Annotated in this window: 15 protein-coding genes; 7 read left to right on the plus strand and 8 right to left on the minus strand. The window is 62.5% G+C overall.

The annotated features are described in order from the left end of the window. The first annotated feature begins 33 nt into the window (after window positions 1-33). Window positions 34-321: a DUF3303 domain-containing protein gene (locus OGV19_RS06585; RefSeq protein ID WP_264312631.1), complete on the plus strand. Its 288-nt coding sequence runs from the start codon at window positions 34-36 to the stop codon at window positions 319-321. 9 nt (window positions 322-330) lie between these two features. Here the strand turns inward: OGV19_RS06585 and OGV19_RS06590 are convergent, their stop codons facing one another. Both OGV19_RS06590 and OGV19_RS06595 read right to left on the minus strand, forming a co-directional pair. Continuing rightward, a complete protein-coding gene (locus OGV19_RS06590) occupies window positions 331-567 on the minus strand; it encodes a hypothetical protein (RefSeq protein ID WP_264312632.1) in 237 nt (78 codons plus the stop codon). Continuing rightward, the gene (locus tag OGV19_RS06595; protein ID WP_264312633.1) at window positions 560-1,339 is read right to left on the minus strand and encodes an MlaA family lipoprotein; all 780 of its coding nucleotides are present in this window, start codon (window positions 1,337-1,339) and stop codon (window positions 560-562) included. Before OGV19_RS06595 ends, OGV19_RS06590 begins: the two co-directional genes overlap by 8 nt. Window positions 1,340-1,507: 168 nt before the next feature. Here OGV19_RS06595 and OGV19_RS06600 point away from each other — a divergent pair, with 168 nt between their 5' ends. Beyond that, complete coding sequence (locus OGV19_RS06600) at window positions 1,508-2,218, plus strand: response regulator (RefSeq protein ID WP_264312634.1); 711 nt, start codon at window positions 1,508-1,510, stop codon at window positions 2,216-2,218. Then, a complete protein-coding gene (locus tag OGV19_RS06605) occupies window positions 2,215-3,570 on the plus strand; it encodes a sensor histidine kinase (RefSeq protein ID WP_264312635.1) in 1,356 nt (451 codons plus the stop codon). Before OGV19_RS06600 ends, OGV19_RS06605 begins: the two co-directional genes overlap by 4 nt. A gap of 13 nt (window positions 3,571-3,583) precedes the next feature. On the opposite strand, the gene OGV19_RS06610 is transcribed toward OGV19_RS06605, so the two are convergent. After that, window positions 3,584-4,048 (minus strand): nuclear transport factor 2 family protein, encoded by a 465-nt coding sequence (locus OGV19_RS06610; protein ID WP_264312636.1) that lies wholly within the window; start codon window positions 4,046-4,048, stop codon window positions 3,584-3,586. Window positions 4,049-4,232: 184 nt separating this feature from the next. Next, window positions 4,233-5,036, minus strand: a complete 804-nt coding sequence (dkgB, locus tag OGV19_RS06615; protein ID WP_264312637.1) for a 2,5-didehydrogluconate reductase DkgB — start codon at window positions 5,034-5,036, stop codon at window positions 4,233-4,235. Window positions 5,037-5,299: 263 nt separating this feature from the next. Between dkgB and OGV19_RS06620 the strand changes: the two genes are divergently transcribed. Together OGV19_RS06620 and OGV19_RS06625 are read left to right on the plus strand one after the other, a co-directional pair. Next, window positions 5,300-9,349, plus strand: a complete 4,050-nt coding sequence (locus OGV19_RS06620; protein ID WP_264312638.1) for a leucine-rich repeat domain-containing protein — start codon at window positions 5,300-5,302, stop codon at window positions 9,347-9,349. A gap of 69 nt (window positions 9,350-9,418) precedes the next feature. Further along, window positions 9,419-14,479 (plus strand): NEL-type E3 ubiquitin ligase domain-containing protein, encoded by a 5,061-nt coding sequence (locus OGV19_RS06625; RefSeq protein WP_264312639.1) that lies wholly within the window; start codon window positions 9,419-9,421, stop codon window positions 14,477-14,479. Window positions 14,480-14,528: 49 nt separating this feature from the next. On the opposite strand, the gene OGV19_RS06630 is transcribed toward OGV19_RS06625, so the two are convergent. Together OGV19_RS06630 and OGV19_RS06635 are read right to left on the minus strand one after the other, a co-directional pair. Further along, the gene (locus tag OGV19_RS06630) at window positions 14,529-15,023 is read right to left on the minus strand and encodes a DUF934 domain-containing protein (RefSeq protein ID WP_264312640.1); all 495 of its coding nucleotides are present in this window, start codon (window positions 15,021-15,023) and stop codon (window positions 14,529-14,531) included. Next, complete coding sequence (locus tag OGV19_RS06635) at window positions 15,007-16,659, minus strand: nitrite/sulfite reductase (RefSeq protein ID WP_264312641.1); 1,653 nt, start codon at window positions 16,657-16,659, stop codon at window positions 15,007-15,009. The genes OGV19_RS06630 and OGV19_RS06635 overlap by 17 nt, the downstream gene beginning before the upstream one ends. A gap of 214 nt (window positions 16,660-16,873) precedes the next feature. On the opposite strand from OGV19_RS06635, the gene OGV19_RS06640 reads away from it, so the two are divergent. Then, window positions 16,874-17,950 (plus strand): ABC transporter substrate-binding protein, encoded by a 1,077-nt coding sequence (locus tag OGV19_RS06640; RefSeq protein ID WP_264312642.1) that lies wholly within the window; start codon window positions 16,874-16,876, stop codon window positions 17,948-17,950. Between the two features lie 300 nt (window positions 17,951-18,250). On the opposite strand, the gene OGV19_RS06645 is transcribed toward OGV19_RS06640, so the two are convergent. Together OGV19_RS06645 and metH are read right to left on the minus strand one after the other, a co-directional pair. Beyond that, window positions 18,251-18,469 carry a DUF2970 domain-containing protein gene (locus OGV19_RS06645; RefSeq protein ID WP_264312643.1) on the minus strand — a complete coding sequence of 73 codons (219 nt, stop codon included), beginning with the start codon at window positions 18,467-18,469 and terminating at the stop codon, window positions 18,251-18,253. Window positions 18,470-18,640: 171 nt separating this feature from the next. Further along, window positions 18,641-22,348 (minus strand): methionine synthase, encoded by a 3,708-nt coding sequence (metH, locus tag OGV19_RS06650; RefSeq protein ID WP_264312644.1) that lies wholly within the window; start codon window positions 22,346-22,348, stop codon window positions 18,641-18,643. Between the two features lie 166 nt (window positions 22,349-22,514). Between metH and OGV19_RS06655 the strand changes: the two genes are divergently transcribed. Beyond that, window positions 22,515-24,815: a fatty acid cis/trans isomerase gene (locus OGV19_RS06655; RefSeq protein WP_264313898.1), complete on the plus strand. Its 2,301-nt coding sequence runs from the start codon at window positions 22,515-22,517 to the stop codon at window positions 24,813-24,815. Window positions 24,816-24,995 lie beyond the last annotated feature (180 nt).

The following is a 24,995-nucleotide window of genomic DNA, read 5'->3' on the forward strand; positions in this document are numbered from 1 at the left end:
ACGCACAGGTGCCGAGCAACTGGGAGGTGCCACATGCTTTTCATCATTCACTGGACCATCGCCCCGGAAAACCGCAATGCGGTCATGGCCCGTTTCGCCAAGAACGGCGGCGCCGCGCCCGCCAGCCTGAAAGTACTGGGCCGCTGGTATGCCGTGGGGCAGTTGCAGGGGTTTGCCGTGGTTGAAGGCGACGACCTGAACCCCGTGCTGGAATGGACATTGGATTGGACCGACCTGATGCAGATGCAGGTCTGTCCGGCGATGACCGACGAACAGATGGCGCCCTTGCTGCTGGCTGCAGTCAGCAAGATGACGCTCTGAAACCCGCCCTCAGGATGGCTCGTGTCGCCTGCCTTCGCGGGCCATCCACTTCAGCAGCGTTGCGATGGGTACCCGGCGGTGTACTTCGTGGCGCTGTGCAGCATCGCCGTACCGTTCGCGATAACGGCTCACGATCAGGTGTCGGCCATCATCGGACACGCGTGCTTCAAGCTCGTGCAGCAACTGTTGCCGGGTGTCATTCTGCAGGCGTCTGAACAGCACCACCGGGGCCTGGGTATCATTCATCGTTTTGCACGCCTTGGCAGCTCGCCGGCCGTTTGCCAGGCGCGCCTGCCTTGCCCTCGGCGACCCGTTCGGCCCGCTGCTGGGCGGTGTAGTCGCGCACGGCCAGGTAGTAATCAGGCAGGATGCGCAAGGTGTCGGTCACCGGCAGCGCTTCGGCGCGGCCATCTACCACACCGCCTGCCATTGCCACATTGCCCAGGGTATCGATCGTATCGCTGTTGTCGCCGAACGGGTCGATCGCCAAGTCCAGCACCTTGCCGGTCGCATCCCGCAGGTTGTGCGTGCCCAGTAACGGCAGCTCGACGATCGGGCCGTCGGCAATGTTCCACACGCCGAAGGTCTGGCCAAAGTCCGACGTGTGTCGGGCCAGCCCCATCTTCCCGGACACATCGATCAGGCCTGCCACGCCCAGGGTCGTGTTGAAGATGAAACGCGTGAGGCTGGTCATCGCCCGCTCGCCATTGCCTTGCAGCAGGTCATTGACCAGGACTTTGGGCTCGCCGAAGTTGGCCGCGAAGTTGTGCACGCCCTGCTGGGTGAAATCAGGCAATGCGCTGTAGCCACGGGCGACCGGTGCCAGCAGATAATCATCGACACTTCGGTTGAAGGCAAACACGGCGCGGTTGGCGGGTTCGACCGGGTCGCTGAGCTGATAGGCCACAGGGCCACAGGCACTGGCAGGTGGCCGCTGGCTACAGCCTCCGGCTGCGAGCAGTGACAAGGCGAGTAGGGCGTTGCGGGCTGAAAACCAGGCATAGAGGCGGGTGGGCATGGGCACATTCCTGACAAGAACTGGCGCCGATGGTGTGGCCGGTTGATTGCCTGGGAATGTCTGGATTATTGCCCGGCTGACACTTTGTTTCCGGGTTGAAATATATGACGGCAGCCTTGGGATGGCCTTAAAGTAAGCCTTTACTCCCTCTGTTCGCGGTGCCCTGGTGTGAGCCATTTGCTGATTGTCGACGATGATGTCGAAGTACTCGACCTGCTGCAGAAGTTTCTCCGTCAACACGGTTATGAGGTCGATGTGGCCAGTGATGGCCAAGGCCTTTGGCAGGCACTCGAACGTCGGGTACCGGACCTGGTCATTCTTGATGTCATGTTGCCAGGCGACAGTGGCCTGGTGCTTTGCCAGCGCTTGCGGGCCGAGTACAAAGTGGCGGTGATCATGCTCACTGCCATGGGCGAACTGAGCGACCGCGTGGTCGGCTTGGAGCTGGGCGCGGACGACTACCTGACCAAGCCGTTCGCGGCCCGTGAGTTGCTGGCCAGGGTGCGAGCGGTGTTGCGCCGGGCAGGCGAAAATGTGAGCAGCCCAGCCTCCACGCCGCGCGGGGTACTCGAGTTCTCTGGCTGGCAGCTGGAAGTGCTGCGCCGTGAACTGCGCTCGCCGGAGGGCGTGATGATCCCGTTGTCCAACGGCGAGTTTGAGCTGTTGCTGGTGTTTGTCGAGCACCCAAGGCGCGTGCTCAGCCGTCAGCAACTGCTGGACCTGGCCCGTGGCGAAGCGCACGAAGCCTACGACCGCAGCATCGATGTGCAGGTAAGCCGGCTGCGGCGCAAGCTTGAGCGCGATGACGGCAACGAACCGTTGATCCGCACCTTGCGCAACGTCGGCTATCTGTTCAGCGCCAATGTGACCAAGCAATGAGCCCGCTTGCCTGGGCGCGCAAGGCTCTGCCTCGGCCACGCGTCACCATCGCCCGCTGGATCGCCCTCACTACCCTGGCGGCCATGCTCAGCCTGCTGTTGCTCAAGTGGGTGTTCAGTGTGCTGCTCAGCGTATGGGCGCAACCTCCGTTGCTGGAAAGCGGCCTGATCGAGAAGGTCGCCTCGGTCGCCCGTATCATCGACGCCGCGCCTGCCACGCAGCGGCAGGCCCTGGCCCGTGCGGCGGGGGATGCGTCGTACAGCGTGCAATGGCTGCGCCAGCGTGGCGAAGCCGGGTTGCCGGCACTGGCCGACAGCGAATTTCGCGAGGGCGCGCCGACATTGCGCGCCCTGTTGAAGCGCGCGGATGCGCAGATCGAGGTCTTCGGGCCGTCCGATTTGCCCGCCCAGGCGCAGCCGCGCGGTTACGCCCTGCTGATCGAGCTGACGGACGGGTCGTGGTTGCTGTATCGCGCCATCGACCGCAGCTGGGGGCTGGATGAACTGCCGCGCAACCTGATCATCCTGGCGCTGATGATCGCTTCCAGCCTGGCGCTCGCGTTGTTCGCCACGCGTTATCTGGCCCAGCCCTTGGAACGTTTCGCCGAAGGGGCGCGGCGCTTTGGCAAGGACTTCAATGCGCCACCGATTCCCGTGGTCGGCCCCTATGACCTGCGCCAGGCCATCCTTGCGTTCAACGCCACTCAGGCCCAGCTCAAGCATTTTCTCGATGACCGTACGCAAATGCTCGCGGCGATCTCCCACGACCTGCGCGCGCCATTGACCCGCATGCGCTTGCGCGCCGAGTTCATCGAGGATGGCGAGCTGCAGGCCAAGTTGTTCAAGGACGTGGACGAGATGCAGGCGATGGTTGACGCCGCTTTGCAGTTTTTCCGTGATGATGCGCGGCTGGAGCCGACCACCGCGTTTGACCTGGGTGAACTGCTGTTGACGGTGGTGGATGATTTCAAGGATGCGGGCATGGACATCAGCCTCAGCGGCCCGCGCCGCTGCGTCTATGTTGGCCGGCCCATTGGCATCAAGCGGGTAGTGGTGAACCTGATCGACAATGCCGTGAAATATGGCGGTGAGCCGACGGTGCTGCTGGAGGTCACTGACGAGCAGATCGTCATCCGTGTCCTTGACCGAGGGCCGGGCATCGCGGAGCCTCTGCAGGAACGCGTTTTCGAGCCGTTCTACCGCATCGAAGGCTCGCGCAACAAGGACACTGGCGGGGTCGGCCTGGGCTTGCCAGCGGCGCGTGCCATCGTTCTTGAACAGGGCGGTAGCGTGACCCTGAGCAACCGCCAGGGCGGCGGGCTCGAGGTCAGGGTCACGCTGCCTGCCGGTTGACCGGCCGTGGCGATCAGAGCCCCAGGTCACTGAGGCCGGGGTGATCGTCCGGGCGCCGGCCCAAGGGCCAGTGGAACTTGCGCTCGGCTTCGGCTATCGGTTGCTCATTGATACTCGAATGGCGGTTCTGCATCAGGCCGTCTTCGGCGAATTCCCAGTTCTCATTCCCATAAGCACGGAACCACTGGCCGCTGTCATCGTGGTACTCGTAGGCGTAACGCACGGCAATTCGGTTGCCGGTGAAGGCCCACAGCTCCTTGATCAGGCGGTACTCCAGCTCATGGTTCCACTTGCGTCTCAGAAAGGCCTCCACCTGGTCACGGCCACGGGGGAACTCGACACGGTTACGCCACACGGTATCGGGCGTGTAGGCGAGCGCCACCTTGGCGGCGTCGCGGCTGTTCCAGCCGTCTTCGGCGAGACGGACCTTTTCGATGGCGGTTTCGCGGGTGAAGGGGGGCAGCGGTGGGCGGGGCATCGTAGGGACTCCTCAGGTGGTTTACACCTAGGAGCGTAGTCATGGAGGGCGGTGCGGGGAATGGGCATGCCCGGCACTTCATAATTACGGTGGGCGGAACAATGGTGCTGTGGGAGGTCGCAATCGCGTCGCTGACGTTGTGGGGCCGGCAAGCCGGCACCCAGCGCAAAGGTTCGAGGGCTGATCAGTCCCAGACTGGCGCCAGACCATCTGGGCTGACTTCGCGGCCGTTGCGTTCAAGCGAGGCGATGCGTGCGAGGTCGTCGGCGTCCAGGCGCAGGTCGCGGGCGAGCAGGTTGCTGGCCAGGTTTTCGCGCTTGGTCGAGGACGGGATCACTGCGTAGCCCAGCTGCATGGCCCACGCCAGGGCTACCTGGGCGACGGTGGCTTTATGCTTGGCGGCGATTTCGACCAGCACCGGGTCCTTCAGCACCTTGCCATAGGCCAGGGTCATGTAGGAGGTGACGGTAATGCCTTGATCCTTTAGGAAGGCAGCCAGCTCGCGGTTCTGCAGGTAGGGGCTGAGCTCGATCTGGTTAGTGGCGATCTCACCTTTGCCGACCACGTCGATGGCCTGGCGGGTCAGCTCGATGTTGAAGTTGGAAATACCAATCTGCCGGGTCAGGCCCAGTTTTTTGGCTTGAGCCAAAGCTTGCATGTACTCGGTCAGCTCGACACCATTGCCCGGTGCCGGCCAGTGGATGAGCAACAGGTCGACGTAATCGGTGCGCAGTTTGGTCAGGCTTTCGCGCAGGCTGGGGATCAGCTTGTCGGCCGCGTAGTTGTCGACCCAGATCTTGGTGGTGATGAACAGCTCGCTGCGCGGTACGCCGCTTTCGGCAATGGCCTGGCCTACTTCGGCTTCGTTCTTGTAGATCTGCGCGGTGTCGATGACGCGGTAGCCCAGTGCCAGGGCCGACTTGACCGAATCGATGACGGCTTGGCCGGTGAGGCGGAAGGTGCCCAGGCCGAAAACGGGAATGCTCATGAATGTGCTCCTGTTGAGTGAGGCGGGGATCGAATGACGGACGGTAGCGTGCTTCGATACCTGTTCGAGTGAGGATCAGTGTGCGGGTTTCAACTGAAATGATTAAGGCGAGTCTGGGCGAAGGTCATTTGACGTGTAGTCACGAATGGATGGGATGACCGTGATCGAGGCGCGCGCTCATGCCCTGGTTGACATAAGTACTGCAGCTGCGCAGTGCAACACTGTTTAGCTGCGGGCTGAATTCCCAACCGGAAAAGCCGCCAATGACTGCCCCAACGCTGCAACCCAATCTGACCGACACCCTGATCGCAAGCCGATTACCCACCTGGCTGGGCACGGCGTCCCTCGACCGACTTGGTACGTTGCGGGCAAGTCTGCAGCAGCAGCAACGCATCCAGCACCGGCTGGCAGCGCTGTTCTCCCGCATTACCCCATTGGATACCTTTGCCAAGACGTTGCTTGACCAGGCCTTGAGCGAACGGCAGATGCCTGGGCTTGATGTGCGTCAGGCGAAGCTGCGCCACACGACCCTCATTCCCGCATCCTCCGCAGTTCCTGGCGGGCTGGGCCAGGCGCTGAGCGAGGTCAGCGACGTGACGTTGCTGGCCGCGGCGCTGCACAACTTCGCCGAACAGCACACCCCGCCCGCAGGCGCGCTGCAAACCCAGGTAATCGTGGACGCTCAAGGAGCGGTGCAGGTGCTGAGCCCGGAAACCTACATTGCGCTTTGCCGAAGCGTGGATGTCGGGGGGCAGTACCAGGGCCATCTTGAGTCGATCCTGCTTGCGCCGGGGTATGAGGGCACGCAGGTCGCATCGCTGCTCGAAGAAGGTGCGCGCGTCAACCTTGAGGCTGACGTGCGCCTGGCAGCCGCCAGGGGTGACATCGATGAACGCACGTACTTGCAGTACCTTCCGGTTATCTCGAAAGTCGCCGTGGTGGCCGCCGACACCACCCGATTGAAGCCATTCGAGCTGCGGGTGCTGGGCAAGTTGCTGCGCGGGGTAGTGGCGTTCGAGGCGCGCCGAGAGGGGCGGTCGAGCGCGCCGCTTGAGGGGGTCGTGCTGTGGGTGCCTGATGATGTTCAGGGGGCGCTGCGGCGTTTTGATTCCTGGGATGATCTGTGGCGCAACCTGGGCCAACGGTGCCGGACGAATGGCTATCCCTCCTTTATTCAGCGGTTTATCAGCGAGCGTGATCGGTGCGCCTTCAGCCTCACCCTGCACCGCTTGTTGCAAGCCAGAGCGGGCGGCCCGCCCCTCCAGCTCGATGGCCGCAGCCACGCGATCGCAGGGCCGCTGTTTCAGCACGTTCGTCAGGTGCGCCTCGACACGCTGCTTGACGATGCGTGCGTGTTGGCCACGCCCACCGCCAAGGCCAGCCAGGCAGAGCGCGAGCGGCGCATGAGCGACTATGCCAGTGCAGGGTTTGACCTGTTGGGGTTGGCCAGCCTGTTCGTACCCGCACTTGGCCTGCCTCTGCTGGGCATCGCTGCGCTGCAGATCACGGACGAGGTCTATGAAGGCTATGCCGACTGGCAGCTCGGTGATCGCGAGGGTGCGCTGAACCACCTGTGGTGCGTTGCTGAAAACCTGGCAGCGGGGGTCGCATTGGCGTCGATCGGTGTGGTCGCCGGGCGCTTGATCGAACGCTCTGCCTACGTGGATGCGCTGCTGCCGATAATGACCGAGCGCCACGAGCTGCGGCTGATCGATGCAGCCTTGCCAGGCTATGCGCTGCCCGACCAGGGGCTGGCCGTTGGCGAGCGTGCCGTAGTGGCCGGGCAGAGCCGTTTACGCACCCACCTGGCGACCTACCAGGTTGTTGAGGATGCTCAAGGGGCGGGCTTGCGCATCCGCCACCCCAGCAGGGCGCAGGCCTATTCACCTTGGCTCGACGACAATGGCGAGGGCGGCTGGACCCATCAGTTGGAAAGCCCACAGCATTGGCAGGGTGCGACGCAACTGATGCAACGTTTGAACAGTGCCTGGGCGACGCTCGACCCGCTGACGGCCGAGCGTGTGATGCGCATAACCGGCTTCGATGAAGGGCGTCTGCGTCGCTTGCACCTGGATCATGCACCGGCGCCGGCACGGTTGCAGGATGCCTTGCAGCGCTACCAGTTACATGCTCAGCACCCTGAGTTGCACGGCGCCGCATTTGAGCTGCACTTGAGTGGGCTGCAGAGCCCCACAGGGGCAGCAGAGCGTGTGTTGAAACGCGACTTCCCCGGCCTTACACCGCGCTGCGCGCGGGAAATTACCTTGCGTGCTGGGCCTGATGTGGTCGACGCCATGAATAGCAGCCAGCGTGTGCCCCTGGCATTGGCCAGCGAAGCACGCTGGTTGTTGCGTGACAGCCGCCTGGATCGCGCCTGCGCGGGGTTCTATCAGGCGGCGGCGGTGAATGCTGACACCGAGCGGCTGGCGCTGGGCTTGACTGCTGATGTGGCACCGTGGGCGCAAACCGAGCGGGTCGAGCTGCGCAGCGAGCGCTTGAGCGGTGATCTGCTGGCCCAGTCCGGAGCACAAGATGCCACCCGAGTGAAGTACATCGTCAAGCGTGGCCAGGGCTACCAGGCTTTGGACACGGCGGGGGTGACGCTGCCCTCAGCGAGCGAAAACGACAGCGTGGTCCAGGCACTGTGGTGGCACCTTGATGAGGCACAGAAGCAGAGGCTGGGTGAGGGGGGGCGAGCGGCAGAGCAGCTCGGTCATGCCTTGGCCATTCGGGCTGGCGAGCAACGGGAGCGCGTTGCAACACTGCTTGGCATGGCCCCGGTAGAGGGTGCGATACGCCCGCCGGTGCGCCTTGGCGATGGTCGGCTGGGCTACCCACTGAGTGGTGGCGATGCCTCGCGCCCGCTACGCGGCCAGGTTGTCACCACGGCGGACCTGCAGGCCCGCCAGTCCATTCGCGCCGGGCTGCACCAGTTGTTCCCGCACCGCCCAGCACAGGACGTGATGTGGCTGGCCCTGCAACTGGCGCAGAGGCCTGGGCGGACGATCTGGACGGCGTTCAGTGAACTGGCCAGGCAGGTGGAGCGGCTCGACCTCAGCCTGCGTGCCTGGCGGGGGCAAGCCACGGCTGAAAACTACCATCGCCGCCAGCGTGTCGGGCAACTGATCCGCGAGGCATGGCAGCCTGACTTCTACGGCCCGGGCGGGGTGGAAGCGTTGGTGGTGCGCAATGACCCGGTAGGGAATTTGCCCATGTTGCCGCCAGGTCTTCACTTCGGGCACCTGCAACGCTTGTGCTTGAGCAATGTCGGATTGACCTCGCTCCAGAGCGATTTCCTTGGCCGTTTCAGCCATTTGCGAAGCTTGCAACTCAGTGGCAACAAACTGACCGCAGTGCCTGGCTTGGGTGACCTGCACCGCTTGATCAGCCTGGATCTGCAGCACAACCGGCTGGCTACCCTGGATGAGGTGCAGCACCTGTCGTCATTGACCCAGCTGGCCTTGAACGACAACCAGCTCACTGCCATACCCGGCTTGGCAACCCTCACCCGGCTCACGCGCCTGGACCTGCGGCGCAACCGCCTAACTGCGCTTGACGGTGTACAGGGCCTTACGCTGCTGACGCAACTGGACTTGAGTGACAACCTGTTGTCAGCCCTTCCCGAGCAGATTCGCAGGCTCGTGCGGCTGCAGTACCTGAATGTGAGCAACAACCAGTTCACATCACTGCCAGCGGGTATTGAGCACATGGTTGGCCTGACCCAGTTGAACCTTGCCGGTAATCGCCTTACCGACCTGCCGGACACCGTGGGCGGGCTGAGCAGGCTGTTGCAGTTGCACCTGGCAGAGAACAGATTGACGCGTGTACCAGCGGCGCTGAGCAATTTGACGGGCTTGAGAATCCTCAACTTGCGCGGCAATCGCCTCACGGCCATACCCGAGGGCCTGGAACGGCTGCGGCAGCTGGTCGAGCTGTACCTGGCTGACAACCAGATCATCATCGATGCGCCAGGTGGCCAACGGCTGGAAGCCTTCAGCGCCTTGCGAACGCTCAGCTTGAATGGCAACCCTATTGGCATGATTCCGCCACTGCGCAACCTCGACCACCTGCTTCATCTGTCGCTTCGCTCGACAGGGCTGAGCGAATTTCCCCTGGCATTTCTGGAGCGCCATGTGGGCGTGTATGTGAATCTTGCCGACAATCTGATAGTCGAGCTGAGCGAGCGGGCATTGGGCTGGATTCGGCAACACCCCAACCGACTCAATTTGAACAACAATCCCCTTGATGAGGAGGTGCTGGCGCGTTGGCGGGCGGCGCGCATGCAGTTTGACACGCTGAGCCAACGGGGCTGACGCAATAGTTACCGCAAGCGCCCCGCTGTGCAGTGGTGCAATCGCGGCTTCAGCCTTGAGGAGCCTGCGATGCAGAACTCGCCTTTCCCCGACGATTCCACCGATGCTTTGGTTGCCAGTCGCCTGCCTGGCTGGTTGACCAAGGCCTCGCCGGAAACCCTCTACAGCCTGCATGAGAGCCAGCGACGGCAACAGCAGGTACAGCAGCAGTTGCACAGCTGGCTGGCGCAGATCACGCCGCTGGATGTCTTTGCTGCCCCGTTGTTGCAAAACGCTTTGCAAACGCAACATCAGCTGACGCTCGATGTGCGCCAGGCCAACTTGCGACGCAGGACGTTGCAGCGTTTCCCTTCACACATTGCTCACATCCCGGATGGCATCAAAGAGCGGATCTACCAGCACAGCCTGTTGCAGTCGGCCCTGCACAACTTCACTGAAGGCGAAACACTCGCCAGCGCGATCTTGCCGGGCACCGCCGTGCTGGATGCGACCGGGCAGGCGTGTGCCCTTTCTCCCAAGGCTTTCTTCACGCTGTGTCGCTCGCTTGACCTGGGTGGCCAGTATCAGTCCTACCTGCGGGCGCAACTGGTGCCGAACGGGGAGGCTGGCCGACAACTCGAGGCGCTGGTTGAGGAAGGGTTTCGCGCAAGCCTGGAGGCGGCGCTGAAGCTGTCCCTGGTCAACGGGGAAATCCCGCGGCACGCCTACGCGCATTGTGCTCCGCTGTTTGCCCTGTTTACCCCGGGTGCTTCTTCGGTGCCGGGGTTGCGCCCAATGCAACTGCGCGTATTCGGCCAGTGGGTGCGCGGTGCAGTGGCGTTTGAAGTCACCCATCAGGGGGCAACCGGTGCGGCGTTAGAGGGGGTCTTGTGCTGGATCCCCGATGACCCTCAAGGCCCCTTGACCTGGTACCCATCCTGGGACGTCTTGTACGTGACCCTGGGCAAGCAGTTTCGCTTGCCAGGCTACGTCGAGTTCTTTCAGCGGTTTATCGGCGCCCGCGACCTGGAAACCTACACGCGTGCCTTGGACAAGGCGTTGAAAGCCAGCGGCCTGGATGTCCCGGTCCAGCTTGATGGGCGTCATGAAGCCATCGACGTGCCGCTGTTCGAACACTTGCGCAAGCAGCAGATCGACACCTTGCTGGACAATGCCAAGGTGCATGCGGTGCCTACTGCAGAAGTGGATGCGCAGGTGCGTGACAGGCGCCTGCATTTCTACCTGAGTTTTGCGCTCGATGCATTGGGCCTGGCAAGTTTCGCGCTACCTGTGCTGGCGTTGCCGCTATTGGGTATTACTGCGCTGCAGGTGGCGGATGAGGTCTATGAGGGTTATGCCGATTGGTATCTGGGTGACCGTCAGGGCGCGTTGGAACATGTGTATGCGGTTGCCGAGACCGTGGTAATGACCGCTATCAACGTAGGCGCTGGCGCAGCATCGCACCGTCTGGCACGAGCCGCACGGGTCGATGACTTGGTGCCTGTGCACACGGATGAGGGGGCGTTGAGGCTGTGCGACCCCTATTTGCCAGGCCATATCGCTGCCGGTGCCGGGCAGCATGGGCTTGAGATGCCCCATGAATGGCATGGCAGTGTCGAGCTGCTGCAGGATCTTGACCCTCAATGGACACAGCTGGATCAGCAGGCTGTGCACACCGTGATGCGCGCCACGGGCTTCAACGAGGACCAGCTGCGCCGTCTGCACGTGGAACAGGCCCCGTCTCCGGCGCGTTTGAAAGACGCCGTGCAAAGGCAGCAGTTACACGCTGAATTGCCGTGGCTGCAAGACGAGGGTTTTGAGCGTCATCTGCAGGCGCAGCAGCCTTTGCCATCGGACGCTGAAGCGCAGCTTTGCCGGGACTTCCCCGGGCTGTCCGTCAACGGGGCACGTGAAATTCTCGAACACAGCGCCGAGGGGCTCGTCGAGCAGTTGCAAGCGCGTCAGCGAGTACCGCTGGCCTTGGCTGAGCAGGCGCGCTGGTATCTGCGCGATGCACGCTTGGACCGTGCGTGCGCGGGTCTGCTGCAAAGCGCTGCAATCAACCGGGATACCGAGCAATTGGCCTTGGACCTGATCGCGGAGCGCGCGCCCTGGCGCGGGTTGCGGATAGAAATGCGCAAGGGGACGCGCTTGGGCGAACGAACAGCCTGGATAGGGCCGCAAGAGGCCAGTGAAGTGCGTACCGTGCTCAAAACGGACGAGGGTTATCAGGCTCTGGATGCAGAGGGCCAGCCGATGCCGTCGGCCAAGGCCGACGACAGCCTGTTCCAGGCATTGCTGTTGCAGCTGGACCCGTGGCAGAAGAGGGCATTGGGCAATGCCGGGGATTCTCCGCAAGCGTTGGCCGATCACCTCTCGCAATGGGCCAGCGAGCAACGCGACAAGGTCGCCTCTTTATTGGCTATGGCGCCGATCGGGCTGGGCTTCCGGCCGCCGGTAAGGTTGGGGGACGGTCGCCTGGGCTACCCGTTGAGTGGGCGAGGCGAAAGCAGTAACCGCGCATTACGGCGCGGTGTTCAGCGGCTGTTTCCTGACGTTGACGAGAATGCCATGGTGCATTTCGTCGCTGAAGCCCGCAGCCTTGGACGGCCCCCCTGGAACCATTACCTGCGGCTGTGTGACGACTTGCGCGCCTTGGATCAGGCGTTAGGGGCGTGGCTTCGGCAATCCTCCGGGCCCATCCAACTGATCAGACGCGCGCGCATTGCCCGGCGCATTCGCCATGCCTGGCAACGGCGCGTTCGCGATACGCACGGCAATCTTGCGCTGATACTGGACGGGACACGCCTGGGCACACTGCCGGCATTGCCCGAGTCGGTACGCTTCGAGCGCGTGACCACGCTGACCTTGAGCAGCCTCGAACTCACCGCGGTCGATCAGGGTTTTCTCGCCCGTTTCCCCAACGTGCGGCATCTGGACCTGTCGTCGAACAGGCTGGTATCAATACCCGATACCAGCGCGTACACGCAACTGGAGCTGATCGACCTGCGCGATAACCGTATCGTCGATATCAGCGAAGTGCAGGCTGGTTTGTTGCGCGCTAACCCAGACCGCGTGCGTTTGCAGGGCAACCCGTTATCAGCCGAAGCGCGCGAACGGTTGGCCATCGAGCCTGTGGCGCCGCGCGCGCAGGCCGATGAGCCGTGGTTCGACGGGTTGAGCGATGAGGAGGCTGCACACCGGCGTAGCCAGTGGCAGGCGCTTGAGCAGGAAGCTGGCAGCGATGGCTTCTTTGCATTTCTTGAGGCGTTGTGGCCCTCCGAGGCCTCTGCACTTCAACCTGCCGAGATGCGCCGGCGGGTGGGGGAATTGCTCAATGCCATGTACCACCATGCGCATATCCGTCGGGCCATTTTCCGGCAGGCCGCTGTACCACAACGCGGCATTGATCTTGATGCACTGATCATCAGCCTTCAGGTGGCATTACGTACAGACGGCCTGCGGGGCAGGGCGCTGGAACGGGCGTTGCGTAGCCTGGGGCGTGAGCTGTTCAGGCTAGACCAGGTCAACCGCTATGCAGCGCAGCACATCGAAGCCTTGCGCTTGCGCGCTGTACCCTTCAATCCAAGCGAAGTTTTTTTGGCCTTCCGCGTTCAGCTTGCAGAGCCACTGGGCATTTATGGCCAGCCCACGTACATGAGTTTCAGGCACGTCGAACAAGTGACGGCTGATGACCTGATCGCAGCCGAAGCTGCGGTGTACGACGCCGAGAACTCCGAGGCACTCAGCCAGTACCTGGCACAACAAGCGTTCTGGCACGATCATGTGCGGGTCGCCTATGCCGATCAGTTTTCGGCCGTTCGGCAGGCGTACGCTGATCGGCTAGCTGCATTGGCTGTAGACCCGGCGACAGGGCAAATGCCGGAAGGTGACGCTGACCGCCTCGTCGAGCAGCGCAAGGAAGAGGAGCAGGCACTGAGGCTGAGCTTGGCCCGTGGCAACGCTTGGACATGGTATCGGCTCGAACCGCCCCATGGCCCGGGTACCCGCGCCTATGCTCATTTGTCGAGGCGCCTTGAGATGAGCCTGGACACTTGGCGCGGGCTGCCCGGTGACCCGGAACATGATGCTCGATCTCATATTGCAGACGTCCTGCGGGCGTTTTGGCAGTCCAATTACCGCGAGGAGGGCCCCTCTCTGGGCTCGTCCAGTGTTGGCTCGGCCATCAGCTCGTTGCCAGGGCTTCCCTCAGGCATCATGTTTGAACGGTTACGCGCCTTGTCATTACGCAATCAGCAACTTTCGGTTGTCGATGCCGATTTCTTGCGTCGATTTCCCAATCTGGAGGATGTGGACCTGTCGGGGAATCGGATCGCTCACCTGAATGGGTTGGAACATCTACCACAACTGCGCCGGTTGACCCTGGGGGGAAACCGGCTCGAAACGGTCAGCGGGCTGGAACACTTGACTCAACTGACCGATCTGGATCTCAGTGGTAATCAACTGGAGCAGATGCCTGACGGTGTCGAGCAGTTGGCTCAACTGACCAGCCTGGATCTGTCCTTTAACCAGATCGCGGGCTTGGATGATCGTATCGGGCAGTTGGCAAACCTTGAGAACCTGCAGCTGCGCGGCAACCTGCTGGGTACAGTGCCCAGCACGCTCGGCAATCTCGCCCAGTTGCGCATTCTAAACCTGGGTGCGAACCGTTTGCAGGTTGTCCCGGAGCATTTGAGTCAGCTGAGCCGGTTGACCCAGCTGTACCTGCAGGACAACGCTATCACCTTGGATGCGCAAGGCCAATTACGCCTGGAATGGTTCGCCAGGCTGGAAATTCTCAGCCTTGAAGGAAACCCGCTGGGTGCATTGCCGCAGTTGCGCTACAACATACACCTGCAATTTTTGTCATTACGAGCGACGGGCATGCGCAGTTTTCCTCTGGCTCTACTGCAACGCTATCCCGAGTTGATCGTCGACTTGCGCGGTAACCGAATTGGGGTGCTGACCGATGAAGCGTTGAGCTGGGTGGAGGCACATCCGGATACGGTCAATCTTGAGCACAATCAGCTGAGCGAGGCTGTTATGGGGCGAATTCGAGAGGCGCTGGCGCGGTTGATGGCAGAGCGGGAGAGGGTGGCTGAGCAACAGATGCCGCCCGCGCAGAGGAAACCACGGGGTCGTAGGGGCTGAGGCTAAAAAGGACATGGCCCACCGGGCGGTGGGCCATGCAGCGTAACGATCAGCGGCGGCGGAACAGCGGCAGCGGCTGGTCGGTGGCGCCCTGGTAGGTCACCGAGAAGTCCTTCAGGCTCTGCAGCGCGTCTTCCGGGTCCTTGTCGGCACGGATTGCGAATGCATCAAAACCGCAGCGGGCCATGAAGAACAGCTGGTCGCGCAGCACGTCGCCAATGGCGCGCAGCTCGCCGGTGAACTTGTAGCGGTCACGCAGCAGGCGCGCATTGGAGTAGTTGCGCCCGTCGGTGAAGGCCGGGAAGTTCAGGGCGATGACCTGGAAGTGCTGAACATCATCGCCGATCTCTTCCGCTTCTTCGTCGCTGTCCAGCCAGATGCCAAGGCCGCCGTCGCGGGCCTTGAGCACGTGGGCATGGTCGCGCCACAGTTGCAGCGGGACGATGTAGTCGTCGCAGTTGGTCAACTCGTCGAACGAGGTTTCCTTGGGCAGCAGGTGCCAGGTTTCGTCGACGATCTGGTTGTTCTTAATGATTCGCTGCATAGACGCGTTCCTTGAAGGGGTCGATGCCGATACGCTGGTAGGTGTCGATGAAACGCTCTTCCTCGGTACGCTGTTCAACGTACACGGCGATCAGCTTTTCAATCACATCGGCCATGGCGTCCTGGGCAAAGGACGGGCCGAGGATCTTGCCCAGGCTCGCGTCACGTGCAGCGTTGCCGCCCAGGGACACCTGGTAGAACTCCTCGCCTTTCTTGTCCACACCGAGGATGCCGATGTGGCCCACGTGGTGGTGGCCGCAGGCGTTCATGCAACCGGAGATGTTCAGGTCGATTTCGCCGATGTCGAACAGGTAGTCCAGGTCGTCAAAGCGGCGCTGGATGGATTCGGCGATCGGGATCGACTTGGCGTTGGCCAGCGAGCAGTAGTCGCCACCCGGGCAGCAGATGATGTCGGTCAGCAGGCCGATGTTCGGCGTGGCGAAACCACCTTCGCGCAGCTCCAGCCACAGGGCGTGCAGCTGGCGCTGCTCGACGTCGGCCAGGATGATGTTCTGTTCGTGCGAAGTACGCAGGAAACCGAAGCTGTAGCGTTCGGCAAGGTCCGCCACGGCGTCCAGCTGCTTGTCGGTCAGGTCGCCTGGGGCAACGCCGGTGGGCTTGAGTGACAGGGTCACGGCCACATAGCCAGGGCGCTTGTGGGCGCGGGTGTTGCGCGAGCGCCAGCGGGCGAAGCCTGGGGCTTCGGCGTCCTGGGCGCTGTAATCCACATTGTCCAGGGCCAGGTAGTCCGGGTCGATGAAGTGGCGCGAAACGCGCTGTACTTCATCTTCGGTCAGGGTGCTGCTGCCGCCACGCAGGTGGACCATTTCGGCCTCGACCTTCTCGGCGAACACTTCAGGCGTCAGCGCCTTGACCAGGATCTTGATCCGCGCCTTGTACTTGTTGTCACGGCGACCGTAACGGTTGTACACGCGCAGGATGGCGTCCAGGTAGCTGATCAGGTCCTGCCAAGGCAGGAACTCGTTGATGAACGAGCCAACCACCGGGGTACGCCCCAGGCCGCCGCCGACCAGCACGCGGAAGCCCAGTTCGCCCGCTTCGTTGCGCACTGGCTCCAGGCCAATATCGTGCACTTCGATGGCGGCGCGGTCTTCCTTCGAGCCGTTGATGGCGATCTTGAATTTACGCGGCAGGTAGGCGAATTCTGGGTGGAAGGTGGTCCACTGACGGACGATCTCGCACCATGGGCGCGGGTCGATCAGCTCGTCTGCGGCAACACCGGCGAACTGGTCGGTGGTGGTGTTGCGCAGGCAGTTGCCGCTGGTCTGGATCGCGTGCATCTGCACGGTGGCCAGCTCGGCAAGGATGTCCGGGATGTCTTCCAGCGCCGGCCAGTTGTACTGCACGTTCTGGCGGGTGGAAATGTGGGCGTAGCCCTTGTCGTAGTCGCGAGCGATCTTGGCCAGTGTGCGGACCTGGCGGGCGTTCAGCTGGCCATACGGCACGGCGACGCGCAGCATCGGGGCGAAACGTTGGATATAAAGGCCGTTCTGCAGGCGCAGAGGGCGGAATTCTTCTTCGCTCAGCTCCCCGGCCAGGTAGCGGCGGGTCTGATCACGGAACTGCTTGACGCGGTCCTCGATGATCCGCTGATCGTACTCGTCGTATACGTACATAAAAGTCCTGTCTCAGGCTGCATGCAGCTATTCGCGCGCACGGCCGCGCACTCCGGTTCGGAGCTGGGGAACGATATCAGAGTGTGTTTATGCGCTAAAGTGATGTTTTTGCATATGAAAAGAACCAAACGAACTAAGTGAGACTGACTGGCATTTGTTCGCCCTGAGGTGCCGTGGGTTTATACTCGCGGGTTTGTTGCAGGGGTGTAACCGCATGCTCAAGGCGCTGTGCCAAAGCTTGTGCCTGAGCTTGCCTTTGGCAGCCAATGCGCAGGCAGCTTCAGTCGTGTTCCTCAACCCAGGCCTGTCCAATGAGACATTCTGGGTCAGCTATTCACGCTTCATGCAGGCCGCAGCCGACGACCTGGGGTTGACGCTGCGGGTGGAATACAGCGAGCGCAGTGCCGAGCGGGCACTGAGCCAGGCACGGGCGCTGCTCAAGGGCCCGCAGCGCCCAGACTACCTGGTGCTGGTCAACGAGCAGTATGTGGCGCCGGAAATCATCCGCCTATCGCAGGGCACCGGGGTGAAGCTGTTTCTGGTCAACAACGGTTTGACCGCCAGCCAGGCGCAGAGCGTCGAGGCCCAGCCAGAGAAATATGCTCAGGTACTGGGCACGCTGACCACCAACGATGAACAAGCCGGTTACCAGATGCTGCACGAGATGGTCGCCTTGCTGCCGCCCGGCAACGAACCGGTGGACCTTGTAGCCTTTGCCGGAGTGAAGACCACCCCCGCGTCGCAACTGCGTGAAGCGGGCATGCGCCGCGCCTTGGCCGATTTCCCCCAGGTCCGCTTGCGCACGGTGGTGTACGGTGGCTGGAACCGTGAGCGCGCCTTCGAGCAGGCGCGTGTGCTGTTGGAGCGCTACCCGGATACCAAGCTTGTGTGGTCGGCCAACGATGAGATGGCCTTCGGCGCCATGCAGGCGTTCGAGGCCGCTGGGCGCATGCCGGGGCGCGATGCCGTGTTCAGCGCCGTCAACAGTTCGCCCGAGGCGTTGCGGGCGCGTATTGACGGGCGCCTGGGTGTGCTCATGGGCGGGCATTTTACCTTGGGGGGGTGGGCGATGATCATGCTCAAGGACGATGCGCAGGGGCTGCAAATCAATCGGGATGGGCTGCGTGAGCACAGTGTCCCGGTGTTGCAGTCGATCGACCCGGACAAGGCGCGACGTTGGCTTAGATTGCTCGAACGTGACGACTATGGCATCGACTTTCGACGCTACAGCGCTCAAGGTCGCCCATCCAGTTTTCAGTACCCCTTTCTGACGTCGCCTGTGGAGTATTGACCTTTCGGCCCGTCGAATGGCGAAAAACCTTGCTTGAGGAAAGGGCATTGCTCGTCTTAACTGCTGGAGGTGAAGTGCATTCCCATAACCACAACAAGAGGCAATGCAATGGGAAACTCAACCAAGGTCCGCAAAGCTGACAGCAGTGTCGATGCCTGGGCGATTCTTTGCTTGATCGTCCTGGTGGTCGTTACCGCCGTGTATTGGGTCAGCCACCAGTAGACTTCCATTCAGACCGTGATGCAGCCAAGGCGCCTGTGGGATGGACTCCCGCAGGCGTTTTCATTCAGGCATTGAGCATCAGCGGGCGGTCAGGTGCATGGCCAGTTGCACCAAGCCGATCAATACCAGAATAAATAGCAGGGTGAACACCGTGCCCATGACAATGAAGTGGCTGGCTTTGCCGTGGGTGAAGTCGCGTGCGCGGTTCTTGCCGCTTTGCACACCAAAGGCGGCGGCGAGGATGCTGTGCAGCATTTGCCAGAAGGTAGGGGGCTTGCCTTGGCTTGAGTCGTCCATGGGTGCTCCTGGGTAGTCGGAGGCAATCACGGACAGTGTAGGCAATGGTGATGATGTTGGCCTCTTCGCGGGGCAAGCCCGCTCCCACAGGTACCCCACAGGCTTCAAGAGCAGTGGGGCTCCGGTGGGAGCGGGCTTGCCCCGCGAAGAGGCCGGTATAGCCAATAAAACTTAGTTGTCGTACCCAAGGTTAGGCGCCAACCAGCGCTCGCTCACGCTGACCTCCTGGCCTTTGCGCGCGCTGTAGCTGTCGATCTGGTCCTTGTCGACCTTGCCCACGGCAAAGTACTGCGCCTGCGGGTGAGCAAAGTACCAGCCACTGACCGCCGCCGCCGGGAACATCGCAAAGTGCTCGGTCAGGAACACGCCGCTCGGGCCCGTCTCACCAATGGCCGTGCCATCGAGCAGGCGGAACAGGGTTTCTTTCTCGGTATGGTCCGGGCAGGCCGGGTAGCCTGGGGCAGGGCGGATACCGCTGTACTGCTCCTTGATCAACGCCTCGTTGTCCAGATGCTCGTCACGGGCATAGCCCCAGTGTTCTTTACGCACCTGCTCGTGCAGCCACTCGGCGCAGGCCTCGGCCAGGCGGTCGGCCAGGGCCTTGACCATGATCGAGCTGTAGTCGTCGCCCTTGTCCTGATAAGCCTTGGCCACTTCCTCGGCACCGATGCCGGCGGTGGTGATGAAGCCGCCAACGTAGTCGGTAACGCCGCTGTCTTTGGGTGCGACGAAGTCGGCCAGCGACCAGTTCGGTTTGTTGTCGGGCTTGATGGTCTGCTGGCGCAGGTGGTGCAAGGTGGCCAGGGTCTGGCCGTCGTCGCCATAGACTTCGATGTCGTCATCGGCGACCTGGTTGGCCGGCCAGAAGCCGAACACGGCGCGGGCACTGATCAGCTTCTCGTCGATCAGTTTGTCGAGCATCTCGCGGGCGTCCTTGTACAGCGACGTAGCGGCCTCGCCGACCACTTCGTCGGTGAGGATGCGCGGGAACTTGCCGGCCAGGTCCCAGGAGATGAAGAAAGGCGTCCAGTCGATGTATTCGGCCAGGGTACGCAGGTCGATGTCTTCCAGCACCTTGACGCCGGTGAAGGAGGGCACCGCTGGCTGGTAGCCGGCCCAGTCGTACTGTGGCTTGGCCGCGATCGCCTTGGCGTAGCTCAGGCGCTCGGTACGGGCGCTGCGGTTGGCGGTACGTTCGCGGACTTCGACGTAGTCCTGACGGGTCTTTTCGACGAAGCCGGGTTTGAGTTCCTTGGACAGCAACTGGGTCGCCACGCCGACAGCCCGCGAAGCGTCGGTGACGTAGATCACCGCGTCATTGCTGTACTTGGGCTCGATCTTCACCGCCGTGTGGGCCTTGGAGGTAGTCGCGCCACCGATCATCAGCGGCAGGTTGAAACCCTGGCGCTGCATTTCGCGTGCAACGTGGACCATTTCGTCCAGCGACGGGGTGATCAGGCCGGACAGGCCGATGATGTCGCATTTCTGGTCGCGGGCGGTCTGCAGGATCTTCTCTGCCGGCACCATCACGCCAAGGTCGACGATGTCGTAGCCGTTACAGCCCAGGACCACGCCGACGATGTTCTTGCCGATGTCGTGCACGTCGCCCTTGACCGTGGCCATCAGGATCTTGCCCTTGGCCTCTGGCTTGTCGCCTTTTTCAGCTTCGATGAACGGGATCAGGTGCGCCACGGCCTGCTTCATCACGCGCGCTGACTTGACCACCTGCGGCAAGAACATCTTGCCGGCACCGAACAGGTCGCCGACCACGTTCATGCCGCTCATCAGCGGGCCTTCGATGACTTCGATCGGGCGTGCGCACTGCTGGCGGCACTCTTCGGTGTCTTCGACGATGTGCGCCGTGATGCCCTTGACCAGGGCATGCTCAAGGCGCTTGCCAACCGGCAGCGAGCGCCAGGCCTCGTTCTCGACTTCCTTGGTGGCGCCGCCGCCTCTGTAGTCATCGGCGATGGCCAGCAGTGCATCGGTGCCTTCCGGGGTGCGGTTGAGCACCACGTCCTCGACCTTGGTGCGCAGGTCGGCCGGGATCTCGTCGTAGATCTCCAGCTGGCCGGCGTTGACGATGCCCATGGTCAGGCCGTTGCGGATGGCGTGGAACAGGAACACCGAGTGGATCGCTTCACGCACCGGGTTGTTGCCGCGGAACGAGAACGACACGTTGGACACACCGCCCGAGCTCAAGGCGTGGGGCAGGTGGTCGCGGATGTAGGCGCAGGCTTCGATGAAGTCGACGGCATAGTTGTTGTGCTCTTCGATGCCGGTGGCGACGGCGAAGATGTTTGGGTCGAAGATGATGTCTTCCGGCGGGAAGCCGACTTCGTTGACCAGGATGTCGTAGCTGCGCTTGCAGATTTCCTTCTTGCGCGCGGCGGTATCGGCCTGGCCAACCTCGTCGAAGGCCATCACCACCACGGCGGCGCCGTAGCGCTTGCACAGGCGGGCGTGGTGCTTGAACTGCTCGACGCCTTCCTTCATGGAGATCGAGTTGACGATGCCCTTGCCCTGGATGCACTTCAGGCCCGCCTCGATCACTTCCCACTTGGAGGAGTCGATCATGATCGGCACGCGGGAGATGTCCGGCTCGCCGGCGATCATGTTGAGGAAACGGACCATGGCGGCCTGGGAGTCGAGCATCCCTTCGTCCATGTTGATGTCGATCACCTGGGCGCCGGCCTCGACCTGCTGCAGGGCGACCTCCAGGGCTTCGGTGTAGTTCTCTTCGCGGATCAGCCGGGCGAATTTGGCGGAACCGGTGATGTTGGTACGCTCGCCAACGTTGACGAACAGCGACTGCCGGTCGATGGTGAACGGCTCCAGGCCGGACAGGCGGCAGGCCTTGGCGATTTCCGGGATTTCGCGGGGTTTGTACTTGGCCACGGCTTCGGCGATGGCCTGGATGTGCCCAGGCGTGGTGCCGCAGCAGCCGCCGATGATGTTGAGGAAGCCACTGGCGGCGAACTCCTCGACCACTGCGGCCATTTCGGCCGGGGTCTCGTCGTATTCACCGAAGGCATTCGGCAGGCCGGCGTTGGGGTGCGCCGAGACGTGGGTGTCGGCCTTGGTCGACAGCTCTTCCAGGTACGGGCGCAGGTCTTTGGCGCCCAGGGCGCAGTTCAGGCCCACGGAAATCGGCTTGGCGTGGCGTACCGAGTTCCAGAAGGCCTCGGTGGTCTGGCCCGACAGGGTACGGCCCGAGGCGTCGGTGATGGTGCCGGAGATCATGATCGGCAGTTCGACCTGGTCATCCTCGAACACCTGTTGCACGGCGAAGATCGCCGCCTTGGCGTTGAGGGTGTCGAAAATGGTTTCGATCAGGATCAGGTCGGCACCGCCCTCGATCAGACCACGGGTGGCCTCGACGTAGTTTTCTACCAGCTCGTCGAAGGTGACGTTGCGGTAGCTGGGGTCGTTGACGTCCGGGGAGATCGAGCAGGTGCGGCTGGTCGGGCCAAGCACGCCGGCGACGAAGCGCGGTTTGTCCGGCGTCTCCAGGGTCTTGGCATCGGCCACCTGGCGGGCAATGCGCGCGCCTTCGACGTTAAGCTCGTAGACCAGCGACTCCATGCCGTAGTCGGCCTGGGAAATCTGCGTGGCGTTGAAGGTGTTGGTTTCAAGAATATCGGCGCCAGCGTCCAGGTAGGCTTTCTCGATGGCGGCGATGACATCGGGGCGGCTGAGCAGCAACAGATCGTTGTTACCTTTCACATCGCTTGGCCAATCGGCGAAGCGCGTGCCACGATAGTCGTGTTCCTCGAGGCGATAACTTTGGATCATAGTACCCATGCCGCCGTCGAGGATCAGGATGCGCTCTTTGAGTGCGTGCTGGAGTGCTTGGAGACGAGCGCTGCGGTCGGACATAGGAACTACCTGGTCGGGCGAATATCAGAAGGTGCCGAATCATAACAAAGCTGCGCGGTTTTTAGGCGTATCGCCCATTTGCATGAATTTTGCTCATGTTGACGCACAGGCACCCAGGCCCGACCAGGCAATCGTGATGGCTTTCAAGAACCAGGACTTTTCGCACATGGTGCATCGTATCCTTGCCGGCGTCTTCGCCCTGCTCATCAGCGGCGTAGCGTTTGCGCAAGCCCCCCAGTCGAGCCCGGCCATTTCCTACACCCGGGATATTCAACCGATCTTCACCGAGAAATGCGTGGCCTGCCACGCCTGTAACGACGCTGCCTGCCAGCTCAAGCTGGAAAGCCCCGAGGGCGCCGTGCGCGGAGCCACCAAGGTGCCGGTGTACCAGGGCGACCGGAGCACGGCGGTGCCCACCACGCGGCTGTTCTACGACGCCCACAGCGAGGGCGAGTGGCGCAAGAAGGGCTTCTACTCGGTGCTCGACAGCCAGGGCAGCCAGGCGGCGCTGATGGCGCGCATGCTCGAACTGGGGCACAAGACGCCGCTCACGCCCAATGCCAAGCTGCCCGAGGACATCGTCCTGGGAATTAACCGCAACAACATGTGCCCGTTGCCCCATGAGTTCGACGCCTACGCGGGCGCGCACCCCAAAGAGGGCATGCCGCTGGCGGTCACCGGCCTGACCGACCAGGAGTACAGCACGCTGCAACGCTGGCTGGCTGCGGGTGCACCGGTGGAGTACCAGCCGATCCAGGCCAGTGCGGCCGAGGCCAAGCAGATTGCCGATTGGGAAGAGCTGCTGAACCGCCCGGGCTCCACCGAAGCCCTGGTTGGGCGCTGGCTATACGAACACCTGTTCCTTGCGCATATCTACTTTGTTGGTGGGGAGCAGGGCCACTTCTTCCAGTGGGTGCGTTCGCGCACGCCCAGTGGCCAGCCCGTCGATCTGATCGCCACCCGTCGTCCCAACGACCCACCAGGCACCGACTTCTATTACCGGCTGATTCCGGTGCAAGGTGTGATCGTGCACAAGACGCACATCACCTACCCGATGGGGCCGCAGAAGCTCAAGCGGGTGAAACAGCTGTTCTACGCAGGTGACTGGCATGCCGCCGCGTTGCCAGGCTACGGCCCACGGCACCGGGCCAACCCCTTCGAAACGTTCGAGGCGATCCCTGCGGTGGCGCGTTACCAGTTCATGCTGGACAACGCCGAGTACTTCGTGCGCACCTTCATCCGAGGCCCGGTGTGCCGTGGGCAGATTGCAACCGACGTGATTCGCGACAACTTCTGGGCGCTCTTCCAGGAACCGGCCCATGATCGCTACATCACCGATGCCCAGTACCGTGGCGAGGCCACCCCGCTGCTGGCCATGCCGGGGCAGATCGATGACGTGGGCAGTGTGTTGAGCCTCTGGCATGCCTACCGCGACAAGCGCAACGCGTACGAAAAATTGCGCCGCGAAGCCTATGCCGACATGCCGGCGCCGGGCTGGTCGACGTTGTGGGCCGGTAACGACAATGCGCTGCTGAGCATTTTCCGCCACTTCGACAGCGCCGCGGTTAGCAAGGGCCTGATCGGCGATGTGCCGCTCACCGTGTGGTTGTTCGATTACCCGTTGCTCGAACGCACCTACTACCAGTTGGCGGTCAACTTCGATGTATTCGGCAACGTCTCGCACCAGTTGCAGACACGCCTGTACTTCGACTTGATCCGCAACGGCGCCGAGGTCAACTTCCTGCGCCTGATGCCGGCTGATCAGCGCAGCGCGATCCTCAGCGACTGGTACCAGAACAGTGGCAAGGTGAAGATGTGGCTCGACTACGAAGACATCGACACCGACACCCCGAGCGGCATCAAGCTCGACCCAGGCAACCCCAAGCGCGACTTCGGCCTCAAGCTGTTGCAGCGCACCGGCAGCCTGAATGCAGCGCCCGATCCGATCAACCGCTGCCAAGGCGCCTACTGTTCGCGGCCGCAGATGAGCGAAGAGTTCCGCAATGCCGAGCAGTCGCTCAGCCGCCTGGTGTCGCGCCCGGCTGCCGGGCTCAAGGTCATCAACCAGTTGCCTGAAGCGACCCTGCTGCGCATCGAAGGGCAGGGCGGTCAGCGCCAGGTGTACAGCTTGCTGCGCAACCGCGCGCACAGCAACGTCGCCTTCCTGCTGGGCGAGGCCGTCCGATACCAGCCGGGGCTGGACACCCTGACCTTGTACCCAGGTGTGCTCAGCAGCTACCCCAACTTCATCTTCAACATTCCAACCAAGGATGTGCCGGAATTTGTCGAGGACATGGAGTATGCGCGTGATGACGCCGGCAAGTTCGAGCGCATCGTCATGCGCTGGGGTGTGCGCCGTAGTCATCCGCAGTTCTGGCAGTACTTCCATGACCTGAATACCTTCATCAAGGAGACCCAGCCGGTGGAAGCGGGCGTGTTGGACATGAACCGCTACGAGAACCTCTGATCGGTCAGGCTGACCTTTCTGAAATACCTGCGGTCGGAAACGGTGGGTGGTCCGGGGGCTGCTTTGCAGCCCATCGCGGGCAAGCCCGCCCCCACAGGTTTTGTGCAGTCCCTGTGGGGGCGGGCTTGCCCGCGAACGAGTGCGAAGCGCTCGCCGAGGCCTCAATGCACCGGCAATCGC

Origin of the sequence: Pseudomonas putida, from assembly GCF_025905425.1 — a bacterium.
Classification (GTDB): Bacteria; Pseudomonadota; Gammaproteobacteria; order Pseudomonadales; family Pseudomonadaceae; genus Aquipseudomonas; species Aquipseudomonas putida_AF.